Source organism: Desulforudis sp. DRI-14 (genome assembly GCF_052618305.1).
In genome coordinates this window covers 37623-56006 of the sequence record NZ_JBQXEZ010000015.1, presented here as the reverse complement: position 1 = coordinate 56006, position 18384 = coordinate 37623, and the positions used below count along the sequence as shown (strand labels likewise).

The following is an 18384-nucleotide window of genomic DNA, read 5'->3' as shown; positions in this document are numbered from 1 at the left end:
AGGTGACAGGGTTTCTCTCAACCCATCGGCCCGGCAGACATGCCCGGCAAACAAATCGGGCATTCCCGTACGGGAATGCCTTCGAGTCTTACTATTCACTACTTACACAGAGCCGCTGCGGCCCTAGTACTCAATACCCGGTGCTCACATATACTTACGCATATGCGCCAGGGCAGCCTTTTCCAGTCTCGATACCTGGGCCTGGGAAATACCTATCTCCTCGGCGACCTCCATTTGCGTCTTGCCTTCAAAGAAGCGCAGGGTAAGGATCATCTTTTCCCGGTCGTTGAGCCTTCGCAAAGCATCCCGAATGGCGATGCCTTCGAGCCAGTTTCCGTCAAGGTTTTTTTCGTCCGAAATCTGGTCCATCACAAAGATCGGGTCACCACCGTCGTGATAGATCGGTTCAAAAAGGGAGATGGGTTCCTGGATGGCATCAAGGGCAAAAACAATCTCTTCGCGGGGAATGTTCAGTTCGTTGGCGATCTCGCTGACCGAGGGCTCCCGTGAATACTTGTTGGCGAGACTGTCACGGACTTGCAGGGCTTTATAGGCCACGTCCCGGAGCGAACGGGATACCCTGATCGGATTATTGTCCCGGAGGTAGCGCCTGATTTCGCCGATAATCATCGGAACCGCATAGGTTGAGAACTTAACGTTCTGGCTAAGATCAAAGTTGTCGATGGCTTTCATCAGGCCTATGCAGCCCACCTGGAAGAGGTCGTCCACAAATTCGCCGCGGTTGGTGAAGCGTTGGATAACACTGAGAACCAACCGAAGATTTCCGTTGATCAACTTGGTGCGGGCGGAGGTGTCGCCAGCGTGCATTGCTTCAAACAGCTTGCGCATTTCACCAGAGGAAAGTACCGGCAATTTCGACGTATTGACGCCGCAAATCTCCACCTTGTTTACCAATGCCACGGCCTCCCCAGCTTTTTTCTCATTATTGCCCCGCCAATTTTGGGTTATACGACGTCCTGAAAAAGAAAAAGCTGGCAACCAAGACCAGCTTCTTCAAGAGTTGTCTTACGTTAATCCTCTGTTGCTCTATCTTGCGCAACATGACCAAAGCCGAACGCTATCCAAGCCGGCACATCTCCTTCCGCAGCCGCTTGATGATGCGTTTTTCCAGGCGTGAAATGTAGGACTGGGAAATGCCAAGGAGGTCGGCGACCTCTTTCTGCGTCTTTTCGGCGCCCCCGTTGGTCAGGCCGAAGCGCAGCTCCATGATCTTGCGCTCCCGGCCAGAAAGCCGGGACAGGGCCAGGCGGAGCAGCTTACGGTCGACCTCCTCTTCGAGGTTCTTGTAAATAATGTCGTTGTCGGTGCCCAGGACATCCGAAAGCAGTAATTCGTTCCCGTCCCAGTCGACGTTCAGCGGTTCCTCGAAAGAGATCTCGGTACGCGTTCTGCTGTTGCGCCGCAGGTGCATCAGGATCTCGTTTTCAATGCAGCGCGAGGCATAGGTGGCAAGCTTGATGCGTTTCTGGGGGTCAAAGGTGTTGACAGCCTTAATCAGCCCGATCGTACCGATGGAGACCAGGTCTTCGATCCCCACGCCGGTGTTTTCGAACTTGCGGGCGATGTAAACCACCAGTCGCAGATTCCGTTCGATCAGCGTAGGCCTCACGCCGTCATCGCCGGCTTCGAGGCGGCCGATCAAACCCGTTTCCTCGTCGGGGGACAGCGGCGGGGGAAGCGCTTCGCTGGACCCTACATAGTGCACTTCCCGTCCCGGGGTCCACCGGGCCCGCAAACGCTTGCACAGCTCGCTGATCAAGAATCGAAGGGTTTTAAGCAGCCGCAACGGAATCCCCCTTCCTGCAAGACCGTTCAAAAGAAAGGTCCTGACAACACCCTTTGCATCCTACAACTCCCGGCACCTCTTGCTTACAGAAACCCGGGGGCGGCTTCAAGCACCCGGGGGTTCAGAAGCGCCCTGTAAGCGGCCTCGGGGCTTAAGCGCCGCTGGTAGACAGCGACGATCACTTCCTTGACCCTGAGCATCTCACCGCCTACCAGGATTTCAACCTGATCGGGCCGGAAACCCAGCAGCAACCCATTTACCCGTCCCAGAGACTGAAAAGGTATCAGGCGGAAACGGGTGGCTAGTTTCGTTGACTCCAGGGCACCGATCAGGGCCGGGAAATCTGGTTCGGCCCCGCTGTCCAAAAGCTGGCGGACACGGTCGGGCAGAAGTGCTTTGACAGCGTCATATTCGACAACAATCACGGGGGCCTTGGACACCGGATCGGAGAGCTGGTTGCCCGTATCAATCAAGGCATCGACTGAAAGGCGACGGTTGTACAATTGAATGTTAACAGGAACCTGAAAAAGCCCCTTCAAATGCCTGCGCCGGAGGAACACGGCGCCCGTTCGGCCCGCCAGCCAGGCCGCCGTAAGCGCGGCAATGATAACGGGCCAGAAGAATTGCGTAGGAAAACTGAATGCCGGCCCCAATCCCGCAGCGGTCCCGGTGCCGCCGAAAAGGTAGCTCAAGCCGAAGACCAGCCCGCCGAGGGCGAAAGAACATATAAAAAAAATGACTCCGCAGGTCAAGAGCTTGCGCCAGGGCAGCAAACCGAAGGCAACGACGAGCATCGCCAAGGATAACCCCAGCTTGGCCGGAAGAGAGGTAAACTCGTACAGGGGAAAGACAAAAAGCGTAACGACATAGAAAGCCCCCAGCGCTGCTGCGGCCGCCAGGCGCCACTTGTTCGTACGGCAGAGGCTGAAGCGTGCGGTGAGCCAAAGGATGGCGAAGTTCATGACCACATTGCCGATAAATATTTCATCAAGGTAAACTGTATAGGTCATCTCCCTTCCGCCCCCCGGTGTGCTACATTTATATGCCTGCCCCACAGCCGTATGACAGAAATTAGAAACCCTGGTTCCAATTATAATGAACCAGGGCTTTAGACCTTGTCATTCTTTGTCCGGGACAGAAATATTTATTTTACCTCTTTCGCATTTTTATAACGTTTATCGGCTTCTTCTAAGAAAGGCCGGAATCTCGATGTCCACATCCGCTTGCCTCTGCACGGTCTTGAGCGGAACGTCCTCATCCCTGCGGCGCCCGAACTGGGACTCGAAACCGGTGGCGATAACGGTCACCCTGACCTCTTCGTTAAGCGTCTCGTCGATCACGGCGCCGAAGATGATGTTGGCATCCGGGTCTACGGCCTGGGAGATGATTTCCGCGGCTTCGTTGACCTCGAACAGCCCCAGGGATGATCCCCCGGTAATGTTAAGCAACACGCCCCTGGCCCCGTTGACCGAGGTCTCCAGGAGCGGGCTCGAAATGGCGATCCTCGCCGCCTCGGCCGCGCGGTTCTCACCGCTGGCTGTCCCAATGCCCATCAGGGCGGAGCCGGTCTCCTTCATGATCGTCTTAACGTCGGCAAAGTCAAGGTTGATCAACCCGGGAACGGCGATGAGGTCGGAAATGCCCTGGACGCCCTGGCGGAGAACGTCATCAGCGATTCTAAAGGCCTCAATCACCGACGTGTTCTTGTCAATGACCTGAAGAAGCTTGTCATTGGGGATGGTGATCAGGGTATCCACACGCCCGCGCAGGTTTTCTATCCCTTTATCCGCCTGTTGAAACCGTTTACGCCCTTCGAAAGTGAAGGGCCTGGTGACCACGCCGACCGTCAAAGCCCCAATCTCCCGCGCAATCTGGGCGACGACGGGAGCACCCCCGGTACCCGTTCCGCCCCCCATCCCGGCGGTCACGAAAACCATGTCGGCTCCCTTCAAGGTCTGCACGATATCGTCGCGACTTTCTTCCGCCGCTTTTTCACCCACTTCGGGGTTACCCCCGGCCCCCAGGCCTTTAGTCAATTTGGCGCCTATCTGCAGTTTGACCGGAGCAAGCGACATCGCTAAAGCCTGGGCATCGGTGTTGACGGCGATAAACTCGACCCCTTTAAGACCGGCGCTAATCATCCGGTTAACAGCGTTGTTCCCGCCGCCACCGACACCGATAACCTTGATATTGGCGAGGCTCGTGTTGTCAAGTTCTAACTCAATCATGCCGCTCCTCCTTATTATATTGCAGCGGAAACTGGAAGCCTCATTTGGAGAAAAATTCAACATCTGCCCCAACATTCCTTTTGCGGCTTCTAAAATTTATCTATGAATTAGCCGGCGTCTGATCATAGCCAGGTTTTGGAACAGGCGCACGCCAAAAGCGACAACGGCTGCAATATAAAGGTCCACGCCCAGCCGGTCTCCGATGAAGACCAGTAGAGCAGCCACGAGCGCATTGCCGACGAACCCCGACAGAAAAACCAAATTGTCAAACCTGTCGTCCATAGCGGCCCTGATGCCGCCGAACACTGAATCGAGCGCGGCCAGAATGGCAATCCCGAGGTATTTGCTATAGAACTGGGGCAGGAATAAAGGAAGGTTCAGCCCTATAACCACTCCCGCCGCCAGCCCGATGACCGCCAGCCAAATACTCATCCACATACGCTTTTACGCTCCTCCCCCTTTTGTTGCAGGCCTGGCAAAACGCTTTTCCAGGTTTCCCTGGTAGGCCGGGATCTCTATTTCGTCGACGGTCTTAAGCTCGACGTCTATACCCCAGTCATGGAAAGTAGGCACCACCCCGTCGGGCATTTCCAGCATTTTGCGCAGTTCCTCAGGGTTGCCGATGGCGACGATCCGGTACGGCGGAACGATTCGGGTGAGATTGACGTTGATATACGATCCGGCCAGCCTGATTTCCGTGATGTCGACAATCCTCTGGTCATTGATGGCGATGGCTTCGGCCGACGCCGCGCGCAGCTCGTTGACTACGCGGAGGAGGTCCTCATCACGCAGAGTGAACAGATGCGTCGAGGGCTTATCTTGCGGAGCGTACCGCAGGACAAGTTCCACACCCGGTCCTTTAACGGGAACCAGACCGGCCAGCATGTTGTTCTTGGTTATTTCGTTGTCGAGCGCCGCCCGGGCTTCTTCGACACCCTTCTGTGCCTTCAGGAGCTTGGCTTCCAGGTCGTTCGCCTCAACTGAAAGGGCATTAAGCTCCTTGTGGAGTTCCTTCAATTCCTGGGTAAGGGCCTGAGCCCTGTCCGTCGGAATCACCGTCACAGGCAGCTGGTGTGTGCGGAACTGAAAGGCCATTAGAAGCCCGAGAATTAAAGCAACGATAGAAATGGCGAACCCTTTAGTCAGAGGCATTGTTTACCCCCTCTCCACTGGGACGGGCATACTGGAAGTTGGTCGCCCCGGAATAGGCCGGCACGGTTACCAGGTCGGCCTTCTTTACAGAGGCCTGGATACCCCAGAACTGTAAGACATCGAGGACGCCGCCGGGCATTTTCAGTGAAGCGACCATGGTGTTGGGATCGCCGATGGCGGTGATAACATAGGGCGGCGCCAAGCGCTTGGTCTTATTGACAAGGACCGTGGGTCCCACACAGCGCACCTCGCTGGTCGCCAAAAGCCTTTCCCCGTTGATGGCCAATGCTTCCGCGCCGGCGGCCCGCAACTCGTTGAGGACCCGTAGGATATCCTCATCGTGAAGGACATAGAGGTTGGGGTCCTGTCCCGGTTGGAGCGCCACCACGCTGTCGTTCAGCGTTACTTCCACTCCGGGGCCGGTGAGAGTGATCAACCCGGCCTGCATTTTCGTCTTATCAAGGGTCTCCCTTAAACGGCTCAGTTCGGGGTTGGCCGCCACCTGATCCATCTTGTGCCGCAGTTCTTCCACCCGATTCTGGAGCCGGTCGCGCTGCACGGTGGCCGCATGAATCTCGTCGGTCAACTGCTGGGCCCGCTGAATCGTGATATTAAGAGCGATCTCGCGGGCATAACGAAACTGCGTCGAAATCATCAGGCCCAGGATCAGCCCCACAATGGCAAGTCCCCAGTAAACCTGTTTTGTCCTGGACGATTGATCACTGGTCGGCATACATCACCACCGCCTTCCGCGGGTCAGAAAGGTCTATGTACGAAACAGCCCGGCCGCCCTTGCGCACCGATTGCAGGATTTCTATCAACATTAATCCCTGTTCCCGGGGGTTTTGTGCCTCCCCCAGGCGGATTTCAAACCCCTCAAGCGTGTAAGCCACCACTCTCTGCTCCTTGCTTACGTGAACCTCGGAAAACTCGCGCACGACCTCCGAGGGAAGCAGCGATATCGTCCTCAAGCCCTTTCCCGACAGGCGCTTCTCGCCGCCGCCGACTGTAAGGAGCGGCAACTCCTGCGTGCTGAGTTGCTCCCGGCGAAGCGGCACGCCCTCGCTGTCAACGGACCAGAACTGGCCCTTCATTTCGACCAGAGCTACCGGCGTGCGCTCGGTTATGGATATTTCAATGGTTCCAGGCAAATGACGCTTGAGGCTAGCTTCTTTTACCACAGTGAGCGTTTCGACGCGCCGCTCGGCTTCACCCAGTTGCACACGGAAGATATTGGCCCCCAAGGGTATTCCCGCTGTCTTAACGACTTCCTCCCGGGCCAGCATACGGTTCCCAAGCACGGTGACGCATCTTACTTCAAAGAGAGAAGAACGGAGCAGAATGAAAACGGCTAACAAAATCAGAACAACAAAAAAAAACGTTTCACACCAGTTCGGCCGGGTCACCAGCACGCCCCCCCCGAAAGAAAGTTAGCGCGGAAACCAGCCAGCCGGAGCCAAGGCATAATTTAGGAATTCGCTCCCAGCGAATTCCTTCGAATCCCACTCTTACCTCTGGCCTCTCACTTCTTTTTACTAGCTTGATTATACGCTGGGGCTTAAATCTTGTCCAAGGGTAAACCAAAAAGAGGAGGCGTCAATCCTCCTCTACTTCAATGTCGGCTCCTAGAGCTTTGTAACGGTTGACCAGATCCTCGTATCCTCGGTTCAGGTGTCCAGGGTCCTCTACAACCGTCGTGTTGTCAGCCGCCAGTCCGGCAAGAACCAGGGCAGCGGCGGCCCTGAGGTCGGTCGCCTGAACGTGCGTACCAAACAGTTTCGCTACGCCGTGAATAATGGCCGTCTGTCCTTCGATGTGAATTCTGGCCCCCATCCGGCGCAGTTCGGGTACATGCTTGAACCTGTTTTCAAAAATCGTTTCCGTGATCACGGTCGTGCCGCTCGACAGACAGGCGAAAGCCATCATCTGGGGCTGCATGTCGGTCGGGAAACCCGGATAGGGCATCGTCTTGATATCCACTGCTTTGGGTCTTTCGGGAGCTCGTACGCGTATGGTGTCGCTGGTAACCGTAACGTCCACTCTGGCCTCGCGGAGTTTGGCGATAACCGGCTCGACGTGTTCAGGGATGACGTTGGTGACAGTGACATCGCCCCGCGTAATAGCCGCCGCCACAAGGTTCGTGCCGGCTTCGATGCGGTCGGGGATGAGGCTGTGATCGCAGGGCACGAGTTCCTTAACCCCGACGATCTTAATTTCGCCGGTGCCGGCGCCCCTGATCTTTGCTCCGGCCTTGTTAAGAAAGTTCTGCAGATCGACGATTTCAGGCTCCTTGGCGGCGTTGCGGATTACCGTTGTGCCCCGGGCCAGGGTTGCCGCCATCATGATGTTTTCCGTAGCGCCGACACTAGGGACGTCGAGATGGACTTCGCCTCCGACCAGTTCGGAAGCACTGGCCGTTATATACCCTCTCTTTTCCGAAACTCGGGCACCGAGAACCCTCAGCCCTTTGATATGCAGGTCCATCGGACGGGAACCGATATTGCACCCTCCCGGCTGCGAAATTCTTACCCGCCCGAAACGTCCCAGGAGCGGACCCAGAACAAGATTGGAGGCACGCAGCCGGCGCATCAATTCTTCAGACCCGTCGAGCGGCTTCACCCTGGAGGCGTCAACGGCAAGGACGCCGTCTCGCCACTCTACCTGTGCCCCGAGGTGTTCCAGGACCCGCAGCATGACTTCTACATCTCTCAGCCTCGGCACGTCACGGATGATACTAACTCCCGGACAGAGAAGACTGGCTCCAAGAATAGGAAGTACGGCATTTTTAGCGCCTTTGACACGAATAGTCCCCGTTAGGCGGTTGCCACCTTTGATGACAATCCTCCGCATATGTCACCCCGCCTAATGTTCACCCAAAAGCCTCACCTCAAGTTCCAGTTCCATGCCGAACTTTTCTTTGACAAGTGCTCTGACTTTTTCAATCAACTCTCGCACGTCACGCGCCGTTGCTGTTCCCCGGTTGATGATGAAGTTGGCATGTTTTTCCGAAACTTGCGCATCGCCCACGCTCATCCCCTTGGCGCCGGCCAGGTCAATCAGCCGGCCCGCAGCATCTCCGGGAGGGTTTTTGAAGACACTGCCCGCGCTGGGATATTCTAACGGCTGCGTGTTCCTACGTTTGAGCATACAAGCTTCTATTTCTTCTTTGATGAGATCCCGGCTCTTGGGATAACATTGTAGAATTGCTTCCACTACGATGGCAGGCTCTATCTGCAGCTGGCTGTGACGATAGCCGAAGGCACACTCCTTGCTGCTTTTTCGGCAAAGCCTTCCGTCGTAATAGACGATAGTTACCTCGTCAACGAGATCGCCCATAGACCGGCCATTGGCCCCGGCGTTCATCAATACCGCGCCCCCGATCGAAGCCGGGATGCCGACAGCGAATTCGAGGCCGCCCAGACCGGCTTTCAGGGCCGCTGACCCTACCTGCGCGAGCTTGGCGCCGGCCTCGGCACGTATAGCATTCCCTTCCACCTTGATACCGCTCATTCCTTGGCCGATCTTAACGACCGCTCCCCTGATGCCGCCGTCCCCCACCAGGACATTGGAACCGTTGCCGATCACGGTCAGCGGCAAGTCGTACCGATGCACAAACTCGAGGACACGGGTAAGGTCGTCGACTCCCCGGGGTTCAATAAACAAGTCGGCCGGGCCGCCGATGCGCCACGTCGTATGGCGGGCCATCGGCTCATCGCGCGCTACCCTGCCTTTAATCACAAGCTCCCGGCCAGGATCGAACGACACGTTTATCCCCCCAAACCGCTTAAGCGTTTAACGAGCGCCAAACCGGACTTCCATATATCGCCCGCCCCCAAGGTGATAACCAGGTCGCCGGGCCTAACGACTGAAGCAAGGTAACTGACGATTTGCTCCTGGGTATCGAGCTCGATGGGGGTTTTGCCCGAACAGTCTCTGATCTCGTCGGCGATTAGTTTCGCGCTGATCCCCTTAATGGGTTTTTCACCCGCGCTGTAAATCCGGTTAACGATAACAACATCGGCATCTTGAAAGGCTGCGCCAAACTCTTTATGCAGAAAAAGTGTCCTGGTGTACCGATGCGGCTGGAAAACGGCAATCAAACGTTGCGGGCCGGTCTGCCGGGCTCCGGCGAGCGTTGCCCTGATCTCGGTCGGGTGATGGGCATAATCGTCAACCACCCGGACACCGCCCACATCGCCGAGGATTTGAAAACGCCGTTTGACCCCGCGGAAGCCTTGCAGTATTTGCGCCACTTCGTCAAACCTCAAGCCTATGCGCATCCCAACCGCAATCGCAGCCAAGCCGTTGAGCAGGTTGTGCCGTCCCGGGACGCTCAAGCAGAGCCGTCCAAGAAAGTCCCCACGCAAGAACACGTCAGCTTCGGAATTTAAGCCGCTGAGCACCGGGTTTGCCAGGCGATAATCCGCGTCGGGATTAAAGCCGTAAGTTTGTACGGGAACGAACGCCTCTGCGGCAAGGCGGTTCAAAAACAGGTCATCACCGCACAATATGGCTACGCCTGCGGGAGGTATACGGCTGATAAACTGGCGGAACGTCTCCTCGATGTTTGCTACGGTACGGTAATAGTCAAGGTGGTCGTTCTCCACGTTGGTGACAACAGCGATCTCCGGGTCAAGGAGCAGGAAGGACCCGTCGCTTTCGTCGGCTTCCGCCACCAGATATTCGCCTTTCCCCGCCTTAGCGTTTCCCCCGATCTCAGGCAATTCACCTCCGATAACAATTATCGGGTCCAGCCCTGTACGCTCGAGGACCAGAGACACCATGGCGGTGGTTGTGGTCTTCCCGTGGGCCCCCGCAACGGCTATACCTCTCTGCCGGCGCATCAGGCGGGCCAACATTTCGGCTCTAGGAATGACTGGGATCCCCCGGCGTCTCGCCGCCACCACCTCCACATTGTCAGGAGGCACTGCTGAAGATACTACGACGACATCGGCGTTATCAATGTTTGCAGGGGAGTGCCCGTAGAAGACCTGCGCACCCTTAGCTTGCAGCTGATCGGTAACCACAGACTTCTTGAGATCCGACCCGCTTACCGCCGTACCGGTGTCAAGGAGTATCCTGGCTATACCGCTCATGCCCACCCCGCCGATCCCGATAAAGTGTACACGTGGGGGAATCAAAGGCACAAACACTCTCTCCTTCCTGACGGGGCGCCTGCTCGACATATAGTATGCAAAGTGCCGAGTAAGGTGTTACCGGACCTTGTCCACAGGCCCCACAAAACAAGTATAGTGACATTTGAGTGAGACGACAAATCATTCAACAGGGTAACCCAGCGACCGTTTAAAACGGGCATGACGAGAAAGGCCTCTAAGGCATAAGCATTAAGCCGAATCCCGAACCTCTGTATCCTAACGCTTAATTGCTTTAGGTTGTACGTAACCCAGCACTCAATGAGCCTCTGCAAAGTACAGGGATGTGCCCTAACCAATGTTTCCGTTAATCGAAATATCTTCATATAACGGATTGAGTGCTAGGCTGACAAATCAGGCAAAGTCTTTCAACGGTCACAACTGGCGATACTATCCACGGCATCCAGCAAATTTTCCAGGGCACGACGCTTACCGAGCTGCTTGCTCGCTGTTCGCATGCTTTCCAGCCTCGCCCGGTCACCTTCCAGACCTTTAATAAGGGCGGCGATTTTCCGGCCGGTAACCTCACTGTCTCTGATCAGCAAAGCAGCGCCCCGGTCAGCGAGGGCCCTGGCGTTGTATTCCTGGTGATTGCCGGTAGCGAAAGGATACGGGATGAGGATACTGGGAAGCCCGAGGACGGTGACCTCGGCCAACGTCGAGGCTCCGGCGCGGCAGACGACAAGGTCTGCCGCGGCAAGGAGTTCGGGAATGTTATAAAAATAAGAGGCGACAACAACCCTGCCGTTCTTTTGAGAGTTAAAACCCCGGTTTTCCAGCCCGGCCAGGAAGTCCCGGTAACCGGCGGGACCCGTTGCGTGAAAAAAATGGAAGCGGACGTCGGGGGCCAAAAGGGGCAGCACTTCGAGGAAGGCGTTATTGAGCGTCCGTGCCCCCTGGCTGCCGCCGAAAGAAATGACGGTAAACAGGTCACCCAGTCCCAGCCGCTCCCGGGCTTCCCTGCGGTCGGCCCGGAGGATCTCCGCCCTTACGGGAAGGCCTGTCAGGATAACCCGGGCGCGCGACGGGAAGTACTTGTAAGCATCCATAAAGGCCAGCGCGGTCTTGGTAACGTAACGTGACAGAAGCCTGTTCGTCAGCCCCGGCAGGGCATTCTGCTCGTGAATCAAGGTGGGAATTCCCAGGTGGACGGCGGCGAGCACGACCGGGCCGCATACGTATCCCCCCGTGCCGACGACGACATGGGGCTTAAACTCGGCAATCTTGGCGCGGGCCAGGGCGTAACTTTTCCCTGCCTGCCACGCGGCCAGGATGTTACGCAGCGAAATCTTACGCTCTAACCCCTTGACGGGGATGGGAAAAAAGGAATAACCAGCCTTGGGAACGATGTCGGACTCAAACCCGTGGCTGGCGCCGATATAGAGTATCTCGCTGTCGGGGTGCCGGTGCATAATGCCGCCGGCAATGGCCAGGGCCGGATAAACATGCCCGCCCGTCCCCCCGCCCGTTAACACTACCCGCACCCGGCAACACCTCACCTGTTAACTGCATATTTCGATACGTTTAGCAAGATACCTACTCCTATCAGGGTAAACAGTAGTGAAGTGCCGCCGAAACTGATAAACGGCAAGGTGATTCCGGTGACCGGCAGGCTGCCGGTTACGACCCCGATGTTGATAATCGCTTGCAGCACAATGCCTCCGGTGATACCGGTCGCCAGCAGGCTGGCGAAGGGGTCCGGGGAGGCCACGGCAATACGCAGGCCGCGCCATACAAAGAGCATAAACAGGATGATGATCAACGTGGCGCCCACAAAACCCAGTTCTTCCCCGATAACGGCAAAGATAAAGTCGGTGTGCTGTTCGGGGAGGTAGAGGAACTTTTGTTTGCCCTGCCCAAGCCCGGTGCCGAACAGTCCTCCCGACCCCAGGGCGTAAAGAGATTGGATGATATGGAAGCCGCTGCCCTGGGGGTCCTGCCAGGGATCAAGAAAAGCCAGTAACCTTTTCAGCCGGTAAGGCTCAAAATAAATGGCCGCCCCCACCAGAGCCACACCGATAATCCCCAGGCTCCCCAGAACACGCATCGGGGTCCCGGCCGCAAAAAGCATCAGGAAAACCGTGCCGACAAGCGTCATTGCCGTTCCGAGGTCGGGCTGCAGCAGAATCAGCCCGCCGGCCAGTCCGGCCACGATCAGGAAGGGCAGCACCCCTTTGGTGAAGGAGCGTATCTGGTCCCTCTTCTTGGCAAGCCCGAAGGCCGTAAAGGTGATAACGCAGAGCTTCACCAGTTCCGACGGCTGGAAGGTGAAGCTCCCCACCCCTATCCAGCGCCTGGCGCCGTGTGACTCCACGCCGACCCCCGGGATGAGGACCAGGAGCAAGAGTAGGAACGCCCCCACCAGCATCCAGCCGGCATACTGCTTCAGCCGCCAGTAATCGAAATTCATGGCGACAAACATCGCCGTCAGTCCCAGGACGGCCCAGACCAGCTGCCGTTTAAAAAACAAAAAGCTGTCGTGGTATCGCACCAGCGTACTGTACTCGCTCGCGCTCAATACCATGATAACGCCGATGCTGAGCAGCATCAGCACCGTGATAAATAGCAGGAAGTCGGGCGCCCCCTTCTTCGGCCGCATCATTCCTCTCCCCTTCTGTCACCCTTCGGCAGCCATCCTCTTGACGATTTCACGAAACAGGTCCCCGCGCTCTTCATAACTTTTGAACATATCCCAGCTGGCACAGGCTGGCGAAAGCAGGACCACGTCACCGGGTTCGGCGTTGTCGCGGGACAGCCTGACCGCATCTTTCAAGTCGGCCGCCCGCAGTATCCTTTCAAGTCCCTGCTCCCTGGCGGCCTGGGCGATATCTTCCGCGCTTTCACCGAGTACAACCAGAGCCCGTACCCTGCCGGGGAAACGGGCGGCAAATTCTTGAAAGCTGTTGCCCTTGTTCCGCCCGCCGGCGATCAGGACAATCGGTTCCCGGAAAGCCTCAAGGGCTTTGATGGCAGCGTCGGGGTTGGTTCCCTTGGAATCGTTGATGTAACGGACGCCGTTAACCATCCCGACCTCCTCCAGCCGGTGAGGGACCCCTCTGAACCCGGTTAGGGCTTCACCGATAACATCCGGCCTTACACCCATCACCCAGGCTGCGGCCGCAGCCGCGAGCGCGTTTTCCAGGTTGTGACCGCCGGGTATGCGCAGGCTCCCGGCAGGACAGATCCTGTAGGAGCCCCGGGAACCCGCAGTCATTATCTGGCCTTCCTGGAGATAAATACCTTGTTCTAGCCTATGTCGCCTGCTGAAAAATATGACCTGCCCGGAGCAGCGAGAAGCAAGCGCGGCAGTTATGGGATCGTCGTAATTAAGGACGGTATAATCATCCGGCGTCTGATTCTTAAAGATAGCGGCCTTGGCCTCAATGTACGCTTCCAGGGAGCGGTGCCGGTCGATGTGGTCGGGAGTGATATTCAGAATCGCCGCAACGCGGGGCCGGAATGTAGGCGCTGTCTCCAACTGGAAACTGGAAACCTCCAGCACAACGACGTCCCCGGGCCCGTACCGCTCCACCCCGCTGATAAAGGGCACGCCTATATTCCCGGCAACCAGCGTGTTTTTCCCAGCGTGCCGGAAGACCTCCCCCACGAGGGCGGTCGTTGTCGTTTTGCCGTTGGTGCCCGTGATGGCGACGACGGGAGCGCGACAAAACCGCCAGGCCAGTTCGAGCTCCCCGATGACGGGGATGCCGGCCGCGCGGGCAGCGGTGACGGGTTCAACCGTTACCGGCACCCCGGGACTGACAACGACCAGGTCCCAGCGCCCGGGCTCAACCTGCGGGTAGGCCCCCAGGACCAGTTCGACACCGGGGGCCTCCTCCTGGATACCTGCAAAAGCGTCGGCCCCCTTAGCGTCGGTCAGCGTGACCCGGGCTCCCTTGGAAACCAGAAAACGGCTGGCGGCGCGACCGCTCTTGCCAGCCCCCACCACCAGTACATTAAGGCCTGCGAGATCCATGCTGTCACCTCGTTAGCTAGTAGAGCGTTGCAAAAGCCAATGCAACGGGTTAAGGAATAAGAATCTAGATACTATGCCAGATGCTTAAAAGGTACTCTATAACCTGCATCATCGTCTTTGCAATGACTGAAAGTGAGAGGTGAGAGGTGAGAAACTCCCACTTCTCACTTCCTGCTTCCCACTTCCCACCTCTCACCCGAGCCGGTATAGTCCCAGCAGGCCGATGATGGCCGTAAGCAGGCCTATCAGCCAGAAGGTCGTAACGACCCGTGTTTCCGTCCAGCCCATCAGTTCAAAATGGTGGTGGAGAGGGGCCATCCGGAGAACCCGCCGGCCAAAGACCTGGAAAGAAAACACCTGCACCATCACGGACAGGGTTTCCATAACGTAGATACCGCCGATGAATATCAGGAAAAGCTCGCTCCGTGTCAACACGGCGGCCGCCGCCAGCCCGCCTCCCAGGGCCAGTGAACCCGTATCGCCCATAAAAACGCGGGCGGGATAACGATTATAATAAAGGAACCCCAGGCATCCGCCGGCCATGGCTCCTAAAACGACGGCCACCCAGGTTTTGTCGACAATGATAGCGATGAGGGCGAAGGCAAACGCCGTAATGGCCGTGGCGCCCGCGGCCAGGCCGTCCAAGCCGTCGGTAAGGTTGACGGCGTTGGCCGAACCGAGAAGGACGAGGACGGTAAACCCGAGGAAGAACCACCAGCCCAGGTCTATGCTGATGCCCCCCGGCTGCAGGAAACCGCTGAAAGGAATGACCAGGTCGGTGCCTCTCCCTAGAAAGAACACAGTGACAACGGCCAGGATGACAGCCACAACCACTTGCCCCAGCAGTTTTTGACGGGCTTTGAGGCCCAGGGGGCGCCGGAGGGCGATCTTGAGAAAGTCGTCAATAAACCCTACCGCCCCGTAACCGAGCATTACCAGGAGGACAACCAGCCCTTCCTTCAATCCGCTCAAATTCGGCGTGCCCCGGTAAAGAGCGATGACCGCTAGTATCGCCGCCGTAATCCCGAAAAGAAACATGATCCCCCCCATTGTGGGGGTACCGGCCTTCTTCAGGTGTGAGCGGGGCCCGTCTGAACGAACGTGCTGGCCGAACTTCAGCCAGCGCAGGGTCGGTATGAAAAAGGGTCCGGTAAGGATAGTCGCCACCAACGCAATCCCCCCGGCGAGCAACACCAGGTTCACGGTGTTTCCACCTCTTGCCCCGTGGCCCACTGTTCCAGGCCGGCCACGACAGTTTCCATTTTCATCCCCCGGGAACCCTTAACTAGGACGAACTCATGTCCCTTAAGAAGTTCTTTCAGGGCGTTCAACGCTTCCTCGTTATCCGCGCACGGGCGAACCCTGTCTTCAGCCATGCCGTTTTCGAGCGCCCCCCGCGCTGTTTCCCGGGCCAGGTTACCGACCGTGACCAAGTAGCCGACACCTTCACGTGCACAGGCCTCTCCGACTTCGTAATGCGCCGCTTGCGCCCGCTCCCCGAGCTCGAACATGTTGCCGAGTACCGCCACCGTTGGCCTTGTTCCGGCCATTTCCTTGAGCACGGCCAGGGCCGCCCGCATCGAAGCGGGGTTGGCGTTGTATGCGTCGTTGAGTACGGTGACTCCCCCCAGGTCTACGATAGCCTGGCGCATCGGCGAAAGCTGCAGTCTGCTCAGGCCCTGCTGGATGGACGCAAAGTCCATGCCCATTTCCAGGCCGGCCCCGATAGCCGCCAGGGCGTTAACGGCGTTGTGGCGTCCGGGAACAGGCAATTCAAGCCGGTATTCATGCCCGTCGACGCTGACGACATTCCGGGAACCCCCGTCTGCATGCTGATAAGCCAGGAGGCGGATGGCGGCGGCCGGCGAAGTTCCGAAAAAGCGCACGCGCCCCCGGCAGCGCTGGGCCTGTTCAGCAAGATAAGGGCTGTCCGCGTTCAGCAGGGCAAACCCGTCCTTACCGATGAAGTCAAGGGCTTCTCCTTTGGCCCGGGCGATGTTTTCCACCGATCCCAGGCGTTCAATGTGGGTTTCGCCGACATTGGTGATTACCGCCCCGTGGGGTTCGGCTATCGACGCCAGTCGGGCGATCTCCCCCGGGCCGCGCATCCCCATCTCGACCACGGCCGCCTGATGCTTCTCGTTCAGTTCCAACAGGGTTAACGGAACGCCAATCTCGTTATTAAAATTGCCCGTGGTGGCCAGCACCCTAAACCTTACCGCAAGGACAGCGGCAATCATGTCTTTGGCTGTCGTCTTTCCCGTGCTGCCCGTGACGGCAATGGCAGGTACGCCGCAGACCCGCCGGTTATGTCTGGCCAAGGCCTGAAGGGCCGGCAGCGTGTCCTCGACACGGACTGCAGCTACCTCCCCCGGCAAAGGGACGTCCCTTTGGATCAATACCGCTGCCGCCCCCCGCACCGCGGCATCAGCCACAAAGTCGTGCCCGTCGAAGCGCAGTCCCCGCAAGGCAACGTAAAGCTCACCCCCGCCGATCCGCCGCGAGTCGGTGCTGACGCTGTCCAGGGTAAGTCCCGGTTCTCCCTGTAAAATCTTGCCCCCGGTAACAGCGGCGATTTCCGCCAGGCTCAGTCTAAGCATGGTAATCCGTGTACCCCATTTCTGCCAGCGTCGCGCGCGCAACATCCCGGTCATCGAAAGGATACCTAGTTCCGCCGACAATCTGGTAGGTCTCGTGGCCCTTGCCCGCGATGACGACAATGTCGCCGTTTTTCGCCATCTGCAAAGCGCTGCGGATCGCCTCCCTCCGGTCGGGAACTACCGTGTAGCTTCCGCCGGCGCTCCGCACTCCCGGCTCGATCTCGGCAATGATGGCCAGGGGATCCTCCGTCCGGGGGTTATCGGAGGTAATAACCGAAAAATCGGCATGGCGGGCGCTGACGGCTCCCATCCGGGGCCTCTTGCCGCGATCGCGGTCACCGCCACAACCAAAGACAGATATCACCCGCCCGGGGGCGATCTCCCGCGCGGCCCGGAGCACGTTCTCGAGGCCGTCGGGGGTATGCGCGTAATCCACGATCACCGTGAAATCCTGACCGGCGTCGACCTGCTCGAAGCGTCCGGGAACACCGGGCGCCGTTGACAGCGCGTTCACAATGTCCTGCACGGGGATGCCTTCACCCAGGGCGGCGGCAGTCACGCCAAGGCTGTTGTAGACATTGAAAAGGCCGGTAAATTTAAGGCCGAGCTTAAACTCCCCCCAGGGGCTTGATATCTTGAAGGCCGCCCCTTTTGGGGTTACCCGGACGTCATCCGCACGTACATCCGCACCGGAACGCAGGCCGTACGTAATAGCCCGGCCCTTGCAAGAAACCTTCAGCCTCAAACCGTAAGGGTCGTCGGCATTGACCACGGCCAGGGTGCCGGCGCGCTGTTCAAGGAACAGCCGCTCCTTGGCCGCGTAATAGCTCTCCATATCCCCGTGAAAATCCAGGTGATCCTGCGTCAGGTTGGTAAAAATGGCGGTGTCGATACTTTCAGGGTCAACCCGGTGCAGCGCCAGCGCGTGTGAAGACACTTCCATCACGACCCTGGTTACTCCGCCGTCACGCATCCGCCGGAAAAGCCTCTGCAGGTCCAGCGATTCCGGGGTGGTCCTCTCCACCGGGACAGCCTGATCGTCGATAAGGCACTGGATAGTGCCGATAAGGCCCGTCTTAAAACCCAGATGCCGGTAGATTGACCTCATCAGGTAGGTGGTCGTGGTTTTCCCGTTCGTGCCGGTCACCCCGACGATGTGCAGTTCGCGGGCAGGGTAGCCGTAAAACCGCGCGGCCACTGCCGCCAAGGCCTTCCGGGAGTCGGGAACGGCCACCCAGGCAGGACCCTCAGGAAGACCCTCGGGGCGCTGGACCAAAAAAGCCACGGCCCCGTTCGCGGCCGCCTGTGGAATAAAGGCGTGGCCGTCGACATTAAACCCGGGAACGGCTACGAAAAGAGAGCCCGGAACCGCGCTCCTGGAATCGTAAGCTATACCTTTAACATCAACGGAAAGGTCCCCTTCGGCCGCCAGGACGGGCAGTCCCTTAACCAATTCTGCAAACTGCAT

17 protein-coding genes are annotated in these 18384 nt (G+C 57.9%); all 17 read right to left on the bottom strand.

Going from position 1 to position 18384, the window contains the following annotated elements:
* Nucleotides 1–144: 144 nt before the first annotated feature.
* Entirely contained in the window at nt 145–915 is a 771-nt protein-coding gene (sigG, locus tag ACUM6F_RS09335; protein WP_425622042.1) for an RNA polymerase sporulation sigma factor SigG, read from the bottom strand.
* Nucleotides 916–1078: 163 nt separating this feature from the next.
* A complete protein-coding gene (gene sigE, locus ACUM6F_RS09330) occupies nt 1079–1780 on the bottom strand; it encodes an RNA polymerase sporulation sigma factor SigE (protein ID WP_425622142.1) in 702 nt (233 codons plus the stop codon).
* Nucleotides 1781–1890: 110 nt separating this feature from the next.
* Complete coding sequence (spoIIGA, locus tag ACUM6F_RS09325; protein ID WP_445349051.1) at nt 1891–2817, bottom strand: sigma-E processing peptidase SpoIIGA; 927 nt, start codon at nt 2815–2817, stop codon at nt 1891–1893.
* 165 nt (nt 2818–2982) lie between these two features.
* Complete coding sequence (gene ftsZ, locus ACUM6F_RS09320) at nt 2983–4035, bottom strand: cell division protein FtsZ (RefSeq protein ID WP_445349050.1); 1053 nt, start codon at nt 4033–4035, stop codon at nt 2983–2985.
* A 96-nt stretch (nt 4036–4131) separates the two neighbouring features.
* A complete protein-coding gene (locus ACUM6F_RS09315) occupies nt 4132–4473 on the bottom strand; it encodes a small basic family protein (protein WP_445349049.1) in 342 nt (113 codons plus the stop codon).
* A 6-nt stretch (nt 4474–4479) separates the two neighbouring features.
* Nucleotides 4480–5187: a DUF881 domain-containing protein gene (locus ACUM6F_RS09310; RefSeq protein ID WP_445349048.1), complete on the bottom strand. Its 708-nt coding sequence runs from the start codon at nt 5185–5187 to the stop codon at nt 4480–4482.
* The gene (locus ACUM6F_RS09305) at nt 5174–5920 is read right to left on the bottom strand and encodes a DUF881 domain-containing protein (protein ID WP_445349047.1); all 747 of its coding nucleotides are present in this window, start codon (nt 5918–5920) and stop codon (nt 5174–5176) included. Before ACUM6F_RS09305 ends, ACUM6F_RS09310 begins: the two co-directional genes overlap by 14 nt.
* Nucleotides 5907–6593 carry a cell division protein FtsQ/DivIB gene (locus ACUM6F_RS09300; protein ID WP_445349046.1) on the bottom strand — a complete coding sequence of 229 codons (687 nt, stop codon included), beginning with the start codon at nt 6591–6593 and terminating at the stop codon, nt 5907–5909. The genes ACUM6F_RS09305 and ACUM6F_RS09300 overlap by 14 nt, the downstream gene beginning before the upstream one ends.
* Before the next feature lie 190 nt (nt 6594–6783).
* The gene (gene murA, locus ACUM6F_RS09295; protein ID WP_425622049.1) at nt 6784–8037 is read right to left on the bottom strand and encodes a UDP-N-acetylglucosamine 1-carboxyvinyltransferase; all 1254 of its coding nucleotides are present in this window, start codon (nt 8035–8037) and stop codon (nt 6784–6786) included.
* Nucleotides 8038–8049: 12 nt separating this feature from the next.
* On the bottom strand, nt 8050–8952 hold the full coding sequence (gene murB / locus ACUM6F_RS09290; RefSeq protein WP_445349045.1) for a UDP-N-acetylmuramate dehydrogenase: 903 nt from the start codon (nt 8950–8952) through the stop codon (nt 8050–8052).
* 2 nt (nt 8953–8954) lie between these two features.
* Nucleotides 8955–10334, bottom strand: coding sequence for a UDP-N-acetylmuramate--L-alanine ligase (gene murC / locus ACUM6F_RS09285; protein ID WP_445349044.1), 1380 nt, complete (start codon nt 10332–10334; stop codon nt 8955–8957).
* A 374-nt stretch (nt 10335–10708) separates the two neighbouring features.
* Nucleotides 10709–11824 carry an undecaprenyldiphospho-muramoylpentapeptide beta-N-acetylglucosaminyltransferase gene (gene murG, locus ACUM6F_RS09280; RefSeq protein ID WP_445349043.1) on the bottom strand — a complete coding sequence of 372 codons (1116 nt, stop codon included), beginning with the start codon at nt 11822–11824 and terminating at the stop codon, nt 10709–10711.
* Between the two features lie 11 nt (nt 11825–11835).
* Complete coding sequence (spoVE, locus tag ACUM6F_RS09275) at nt 11836–12942, bottom strand: stage V sporulation protein E (protein WP_426377382.1); 1107 nt, start codon at nt 12940–12942, stop codon at nt 11836–11838.
* Nucleotides 12943–12957: 15 nt separating this feature from the next.
* Nucleotides 12958–14316, bottom strand: a complete 1359-nt coding sequence (gene murD, locus ACUM6F_RS09270) for a UDP-N-acetylmuramoyl-L-alanine--D-glutamate ligase (protein WP_445349042.1) — start codon at nt 14314–14316, stop codon at nt 12958–12960.
* 192 nt (nt 14317–14508) lie between these two features.
* Entirely contained in the window at nt 14509–15519 is a 1011-nt protein-coding gene (mraY, locus tag ACUM6F_RS09265) for a phospho-N-acetylmuramoyl-pentapeptide-transferase (protein ID WP_445349041.1), read from the bottom strand.
* The gene (locus ACUM6F_RS09260) at nt 15516–16916 is read right to left on the bottom strand and encodes a UDP-N-acetylmuramoyl-tripeptide--D-alanyl-D-alanine ligase (RefSeq protein ID WP_445349040.1); all 1401 of its coding nucleotides are present in this window, start codon (nt 16914–16916) and stop codon (nt 15516–15518) included. Before ACUM6F_RS09260 ends, mraY begins: the two co-directional genes overlap by 4 nt.
* Nucleotides 16909–18384, bottom strand: coding sequence for a UDP-N-acetylmuramoyl-L-alanyl-D-glutamate--2,6-diaminopimelate ligase (locus tag ACUM6F_RS09255; protein ID WP_445349039.1), 1476 nt, complete (start codon nt 18382–18384; stop codon nt 16909–16911). Before ACUM6F_RS09255 ends, ACUM6F_RS09260 begins: the two co-directional genes overlap by 8 nt.